Source organism: Paratractidigestivibacter sp. (assembly GCF_052362415.1).
Taxonomy (GTDB): Bacteria; Actinomycetota; Coriobacteriia; order Coriobacteriales; family Atopobiaceae; genus Paratractidigestivibacter.
Genome location: NZ_DAWEMK010000072.1, coordinates 1,725 through 9,061, shown reverse-complemented (window position 1 = coordinate 9,061; position 7,337 = coordinate 1,725). Strand labels below are relative to the sequence as shown.

The window sequence follows — 7,337 nt, the reverse complement described above, 5'->3', positions numbered from 1 at the left end:
CCGGTACCCTCACCCAGAACAAGATGACCGTCGTCAAGCACGAGCTCGCTGCGCCCGAGGAGAAGTTCCTCGCCGGCATGGCCCTGTGCTCCGACGCCAAGTGGGACCCCGAGGCCGGCGAGGCCGTGGGCGAGCCCACCGAGTGCGCGCTCGTCAACGACGCGGGCAAGGCGGGCCTCACCGGCCTCGTCGAGGAGCACCCCCGTGTGGGCGAGGCCCCCTTCGACTCCGGACGCAAGATGATGTCCGTCGTCGTCGAGACCCTCGACGACGAGTTCGAGCAGTACACCAAGGGCGGCCCCGACGTCGTCCTCGGCCGCTGCACGAGCATCTACGACGGCGAGAAGGTCGTGCCGCTCACCGACGAGCGCCGCGCGGAGCTCCTCGCCGCGAACAAGGCCATGGCCGACCAGGCCCTGCGCGTCCTCGCGCTCGCGAGCCGCCACTACGCCCAGAAGCCCAGCGACTTCAGCGCCGACGCGCTCGAGCACGACCTCACCTTCTGCGGCCTTTCCGGCATGATCGACCCCGAGCGCCCCGAGGTGGCCCCCGCCATCGCCGAGGCGCACGCCGCGGGTATCCGCACCGTCATGATCACCGGCGACCACATCGACACCGCCGTCGCCATCGCCAAGAACCTCGGCATCATCACCGACCGTAAGCAGGCCATCACCGGCGCCGAGCTCGACAAGATGTCCGATGAGGAGCTCGACGAGCACATCGAGGACTACGGTGTCTACGCCCGCGTCCAGCCCGAGCACAAGACCCGCATCGTCGAGGCGTGGAAGAGCCGCGACATGATCGTCGCCATGACCGGCGACGGCGTGAACGACGCGCCCTCCATCAAGCGCGCGAACATCGGCGTGGGCATGGGCATCACCGGTACCGACGTCACCAAGAACGTGGCTGACATGGTGCTCGCCGACGACAACTTCGCCACGATCATCTCCGCGTGCGAGGAAGGACGCCGCATCTACGACAACATCCGCAAGGTCATCCAGTTCCTGCTCTCCGCGAACCTCGCCGAGGTCTTCTCGGTCTTCATCGCGACGCTCGTGGGCTTCACCCTGTTCCAGCCCGTGCAGCTGCTGTGGGTCAACCTCGTCACCGACTGCTTCCCGGCGCTCGCGCTCGGCATGGAGGAGGCCGAGGGCAACATCATGCAGCGCAAGCCGCGTAAGGCGTCCGACGGCGTCTTTGCCGGCCACATGGGGCTTGACTGCATCGTCCAGGGCCTGATCATCACCGCGCTTGTCCTCGCGAGCTTCTTCGCCGGCGTGTACTTCGACATGGGCTACATCAACGTCGCCGACATGATCGCGGGCACTGCGGACGAGGAAGGCGTCATGATGGCGTTCATCACGCTGAACATGGTCGAGATCTTCCACTGCTTCAACATGCGCAGCCGCCGTCAGTCCGTCTTCACCATGAAGAAGCAGAACCTCTGGCTTTGGGGCGCCGCCGCGCTGGCGCTCGTGCTCACCCTCATCGTCGTCGAGGTCGAGCCTCTTGCTATGATGTTCTTCGGCGTGCCCGGCCTGGAGCTTCAGGGCTCGCTCACCGCGCTCGGCATCGCCTTTTTGATCATCCCGCTCAACGAGGTGTACAAGGCGATCATGCGCTCCGTGGAGAAGGACGACTAAAGAAGGTCACGTGGCCAAGCGTTCAAACAAGAAGGCGCGAAGCAACAAGCGAGCCGGCGGTGCCCAGGGGGCGCTGCCGGCTCTTTCTTCGCTGATGGATCTGCCGGCGTTCGAGGAGCTCTCGGCGAGCGACGCACAGAAGGCGGCGTTCGCGGCGGCCCGCGAGAGGGCTTGTGAGGCCGCCGGCTCAGACATAACCGACGAACTGGAGCTGGGCTGTGTGGTCCGCCTCGACCGAGGGTTCCCGGCCGTCCTGTGCGCCGATGGGGTGTTCCGCGCCGAGTTCTCCGCGCGGCTGACCAAAGGCGGGCTCCGCCATGGGGAGAACTCGCGTGCCGCGGTAGGCGATTGGGTCTGCGCGCGCAGGCCGGGCGGCCACGACATGGGCCTCATCGAGGAGATCCTCCCGCGCGAGAGCGACATCGCCCGTTGGAAGGGCAAGGCCCGCGGCGAGAAGCAGACGCTCGCGGCCAACGTCGACGTGGTCCTCGTCGTCCAGCAGCTCGGCGAGAGGGGCGCGGACTGCGAGCGCATCGCGCGCTCGGCGGTGATCGCGCGCGACTGCGGGGCGGCGGTCGCCGTGGTGCTGACCAAGGCCGACCGGGCCTCGGACGGCGAGCTCGCCTCCGACATCGCCGCCGTGCGCGAGGTGCTGGGAGAGGGGTGCGCGCTCGCGCTCACCTCGAGCGCGGCCGAGGGCGCCGAGGAGCGCCGCGTCCGGGATGCCGCCGCGCGCCTGGGAGTGAGCTGGGGCGTCGCCGCGGTACGCGAGCTCGTCCCGCAGGGGACCGTCGCCATCGTGCTCGGGGAATCCGGCGCGGGCAAGTCGACGCTGCTCAACGCTCTGCTGGGCCACGAGGCCCTCGAGACCGGGGCTGTGCGCGAGGCCGACGACATGGGCCGCCACACCACGGTGGCGCGCAGGATGGTGAGCCTTCCGGGCGCCGGCGTGATCGTGGACGAGCCGGGCCTGCGCAGCCTGCCCATCGTGGGGCACGAGCGGGGACTCGCCAAGGTGTTCCCGGACATCGCGGACGCCGCCCGCGAGTGCCGCTTCCGCGATTGCACGCATACGCACGAGCCCGGCTGCGGCGTCCGCGCGGCGGGGTTCTCGGAGGTGCGCCTCGCGTGCTACCTGGCGCTCGCCGCCGAGATGCGCGAGAGCGCGGCATCGCTCGACCCGGACGTGGTGATCTGAGGCTGGGCTGTGCCTGCTTCTATGGGTGCCCGTCGCTCGCTGCCGTGAGCGACGGGCACCTGTCTATGTGTTGTGATGAGGCTATGGAGATTCCGATGGAGCCATACCAGCGCCCATACCAGTACGTCGGCCCCCGTTCGCTCGGTGTTGTTCATAACTTCCGCCGCTCGGGAAAATCGCGGCAAGACATCGGGTAGATTTCCGCGAGGCAGCGGGAAGATACCGCGGTTTCTTCCCAAGAACGAACGCGCTGAGCTGCGCACAATCCCCTTATGCGAGCGCCTGAGGCGCCCGCGGAAAGGGGACGCTCATGAACAAGAGGATGAGGATCGCCGTGTCCGGCGGCTTTGCGGCGCTGACGGTCGTCTTTTGTGCGCTGTACGCCCAGGAAGTGCGCGCCGACGCGGATCGCCAGCGCGCGGAGGTGCTGGAGCGCTTCGGCGGCGAGTCCGTTCGGCTCGTGGTCGCCGTGGACGGCCTCGAGGCGGGCGACGTCGTGAGCCGTCAGAACGTCGTCGAGAAGGATTGGGTCGGCGACCTCGCCCCCAAGGGCGCTCTGACGAGCTTAGGCGACGCAATCGACCGCAAGGTCACGGTCCCCGTCGACGAGGGGGCACCCCTAACCGAGCTCAACTTCCGCGACGAGGGCGAGATGCCCGAGGTCCCGGCAGGTTACATGGCAGTGCAGGTCCCCCTCTCGGACAAACTCGGGCTGCCCTCCTCTGTCGCGACGGGCTCCAGGCTCGTCGCCTATGAGGTGGGAGACGACGGGACGCGGCTCATCACGGGCGATATCCGCACCCTTGTGGCCGCTCAGTCCACGGGTGCCGTTTCCCGCGGGGCAGTGAGCCTGGCGGCGCGCCCCGACGACGTCTCGCGCATCCTCGCGGCGAGCGCCGAGGGGAGCTTGAGGCTCGCGGTCCCCGCGGACGACGTCTCGCCGGAAGCGGGCGCCGAGGCGCCGTCGGAGGTTATGCCGGAGGGGCCTTCCGAGGGCGGTGAGAAGCGATGAGCTCGGTCGAGTGGCTCGCGTGCGCGGAGCCCGGCTCCGTCGAGGACGTGGTCCTCGCGTCGCGCTCGCTCGGGGCGACCGCAAGGCCACGGTTCGTGGAGAGCCCGGACGTCATCCGGTGGCTCGCCGCGGAGCGACCAGGATCCATATGGGCCCTGGTCGGCGAGCTTGGCGAGGGGGTCTCGGACGTGAACGCCGCGGCGGCGATGGCTGCCGACGGCACGCTCCGCAGCGTCTCGCTCGTCAGGAGGGGCGCCTCGGGGTCGCTGCGCTCGCGCGCCGCCCGCGCGGGAATCGACTTGGTCATCGATCCCGCCGAGCTCGAGCCGGCGTGCGCCGGGGAAGCACCGCGGAAGCAGCTTCTCCGGGTCGAGCCTCCGAGCGCTGCGCGCGTCGTGCCGGCGCCCCCTCCCGTCAAGGGGAGGGCTCCCCTGATCGTCTTCTGCTCCGGACGCGGCGGCGTCGGAAAAACCGCCCTCGCGGCGATCTTCGCCGTCGTCGCGGCGAGCTGGGGGCTGAGCGTCTCGCTCCTGGACCTCGACCTTTCCTGCGGAAACCTCTACAGCTGCTTCGGGCTTCCCGGCGGGGAGGACCTTACGAGGCTGCTCTCCCACGGCATGCCGAAAGGGCCGGTCGGCGCCGCGGCGTGCGAGGGGGTCCGGCTCTCGGGGCCCTGCGACCGCCCGGAGAACGCGGAGCTCGCGGGGCCTTCGCTCAACGGGTTCATCTGCTCGCAGACGTCCGCGAGCGACTTGGTCATAGCGGACACCTCGACGACGTTCACTGAGGCGACGGCGACCGCCGCCCAGCTCGCGGACCGCCTGTTCATCGTCTCCGACGGAAGGCCGGGGTCCACCGCCGCGGATGCGCGCACAGGCGGGCTGGCGGTGCGCCTGGGGATCGCGAGGACGCGGATCGCCCGGCTGGAGAACCGCTGCGACCCGAGGGGCAAAAGGCGGGCGCAGCTCCATGCGGAGATCGGCCTCGAGGCCGCGAGGGTCTTCTGCGCGCCCGACGGGGGCGAGGAGGTCGCCGAGCTGCTCGCAGCGGGGCGGGCCTCCCAGATGACCGAGCTCGGCGTGCCCCTCGCGGACTCGGTGGCGACGATGCTCGCCCAAGTGCTGGCGGAGCTCGGGCAGCTGCCCGAGCACGACGCGGCCAAGCGCGCCCTGGAGGCCGGCGAGCCGAGAAAAAGGTCGTTCTTTGGCAGGAGGAAGGAGGCGAGGTCTGCATGAGCGTCCTTGAGCTGGTCAAGGAAGCCGAGGCCGCGAAAGGGCGCGACCCCGAGGACGTCGGCCGCGCCGAGCGGGCGCGGCGCATGCGGCAGGCGCGGGATCGCCTCAAGCGCGATTTGATCGATAGGCTCGGCTTGGCGACCGTCGCGGAGATGCTGGGGGAGGACGAGGGCGCCCGGGCGCGCTCGGAGCTCGCCGTCGCCCTCGAGGCGATCCTGAACACGAGCAGCTATGAATCGGTCCCGGCGCAGGAGCGCTCGGAGCTCGTGCGCCAGGTCATCGACGAGATCTGCGGCCTCGGTCCCATCCAAGGGCTTCTCGACGACCCGGAGGTCACCGAGGTCATGGTCAACGGCTGCGACTCGCTTTTCTACGAGAAGGACGGCGAGCTCATCGAGGCGGACGTCTCGTTCGACTCGCCCGAGCAGATCACCATATCCATCGACCGCATCCTCGCGCCCCTGGGCCGCAGGCTCGACCGGTCGAGCCCCATCGTGAACGCGCGCCTGGCCAACGGCGACCGCGTGAACGCCGTGGCGCGGCCCGTGGCGATCGACGGCCCGTCGGTGACCATCCGCAAGTTCACGGACTCCATCCGCTCGCTCGATACGCTCGTCGGCCTGGGGGCGCTGCCCGCATGGTACGCGCAGCTGCTCCGCTGGGCAGTGGTGTGCCGGCAAGGGATCGCGGTCTCGGGCGGAACGGGATCGGGCAAGACGACCCTGCTCAACGCGCTCTCGTGCGAGATTCCCGTGGGGGAGCGCATCGTGACCATCGAGGACTCCGCCGAGCTCCGCTTCGACGCTCACCCCAACGTGGTGAGGCTCGAGGCGCAGGACGCGTCCATCGAGGGCGTGGGAGCCGTGACCATCCGCCAGCTCGTGAAGAACGCGCTGCGCATGCGCCCCGACCGGATCGTCGTGGGCGAGGTCCGCGGGGAGGAGTGCATCGACATGCTTCAGGCCATGAACACCGGCCATGACGGCAGCCTGACCACGCTGCACGCGGGCACCCCGGACGAGACCGTCGTGCGGCTCGTCCTCATGGCACGCTTCGGGATGGACCTTCCCCCCGACATCATCCGCGAGCAGGTGGCGACGGCGCTCGACCTCATCGTGATGTCGCGCAGGCTCAAGGACGGGTCGCGCGCCATAACCGAGCTCGCGGAGGTGGGCCGCGCCGAGGGCGGGGGAGTCGAGCTCGCGACCTGCGTTCGGTACCGGCTCGGGGAGGGCGCGTGGGACCTCGAGCGGGAACCCGCGTTCATCGAGGAGGGCATCGAGGTGGGGATCTTGGACAAGGGGGAGGTGGAGCGATGGAGGCGGTCCTTCTCTTAGCGGTGGCCGCGTCCTCAGCGGCGCTCGCGCGGAGCCTGACCGGGAGAGGGGACGCCGCCCCTCTCGCCGCCGAGCGCGCGGCAAGAAGCGCGCTGCGGCGTGCGTCGGAGCTGCTCAGGGCCCTGGGTGCGAGCCGCGCTGCGTCCGCCCTGCTCGCGTTGCCCGGTTGGCGCGAGTGCGCCCGCTGGGCGGCGTCGCGGACGGGCGCGGCGGGAGCTGGGCTCGACGAGGGCGAGGCGGCTAGCGCGCTCGTGCTCGCGGCCGTGGGCGCGGGGATCCTGGCCTCGGCGCTCTTCGGGTCATGGCTCATGCTCCCGGTCTGCGTCGCGGGGCTCCTCGCCGGCGTTCCCCTCGCCGCCTCGCGCCGCGCCGAGGCGCTGCGGCGTGAGGCGGCCAAGGCCATGCCGGCGGTGTTCCGCACCTTGGCGGTGGCGATAGGCGCGGGGATGACGCTCGTGCAGGCGGCGGAGTACGCGGGGGCGCACGTGGGCGGCGCTGTGGGAGAGGCGTTCGCCCGGCTCGGCTTGCGCCTGCGCTGCGGGATGTCGACCGAGGAGGCGCTCGCCGCCCTCTCGCGGGAGCTCGAGGCCCCTGGGGCGGGGCTCCTCTCCACGGCGCTCGTGATCTCGCACCGCACGGGCAGCCCGCTTCGGGGCCTCTTCCAGCGCTCCGCCGTGCTCGTGGAGCGGCAAGGCGAGTTCGAGCGCCTGCTCGCGGTGAAGACCGCGCAGGTCAGGATGTCCGTGCGGGTAGTGTGCCTTTTGCCCGCCGTCATGGTCTGCCTGCTGGCGGCGATCTCCCCCGACTTCCAAGAGGGGCTCTGCACGCCGGCGGGGACGGGCTGCGTCCTTGTGGCGGCGGCGCTCGACGCGACGGCGGTCGCCATCATCCGCCGCCTCGTAGGGAAGGTCC

6 protein-coding genes are annotated in these 7,337 nt (G+C 70.4%); all 6 read left to right on the top strand.

The window, feature by feature from the left end:
• Nucleotides 1–1,643, top strand: a 1,643-nt coding sequence (locus tag ACT84W_RS07610) for a cation-translocating P-type ATPase (protein WP_444328763.1), incomplete at its 5' end; no start/stop codon positions are given.
• 10 nt (nt 1,644–1,653) lie between these two features.
• A complete protein-coding gene (rsgA, locus tag ACT84W_RS07605) occupies nt 1,654–2,841 on the top strand; it encodes a ribosome small subunit-dependent GTPase A (RefSeq protein ID WP_417574907.1) in 1,188 nt (395 codons plus the stop codon).
• Between the two features lie 310 nt (nt 2,842–3,151).
• Entirely contained in the window at nt 3,152–3,853 is a 702-nt protein-coding gene (locus ACT84W_RS07600; protein ID WP_444328762.1) for an SAF domain-containing protein, read from the top strand.
• Entirely contained in the window at nt 3,850–5,088 is a 1,239-nt protein-coding gene (locus tag ACT84W_RS07595; protein ID WP_444328761.1) for a nucleotide-binding protein, read from the top strand. Before ACT84W_RS07600 ends, ACT84W_RS07595 begins: the two co-directional genes overlap by 4 nt.
• Nucleotides 5,085–6,425 (top strand): CpaF family protein, encoded by a 1,341-nt coding sequence (locus tag ACT84W_RS07590; RefSeq protein ID WP_417574910.1) that lies wholly within the window; start codon nt 5,085–5,087, stop codon nt 6,423–6,425. Before ACT84W_RS07595 ends, ACT84W_RS07590 begins: the two co-directional genes overlap by 4 nt.
• The coding region (locus ACT84W_RS07585; RefSeq protein ID WP_444328760.1) for a type II secretion system F family protein at nt 6,404–7,337 on the top strand (934 nt) is incomplete at its 3' end. The genes ACT84W_RS07590 and ACT84W_RS07585, both read left to right, overlap by 22 nt.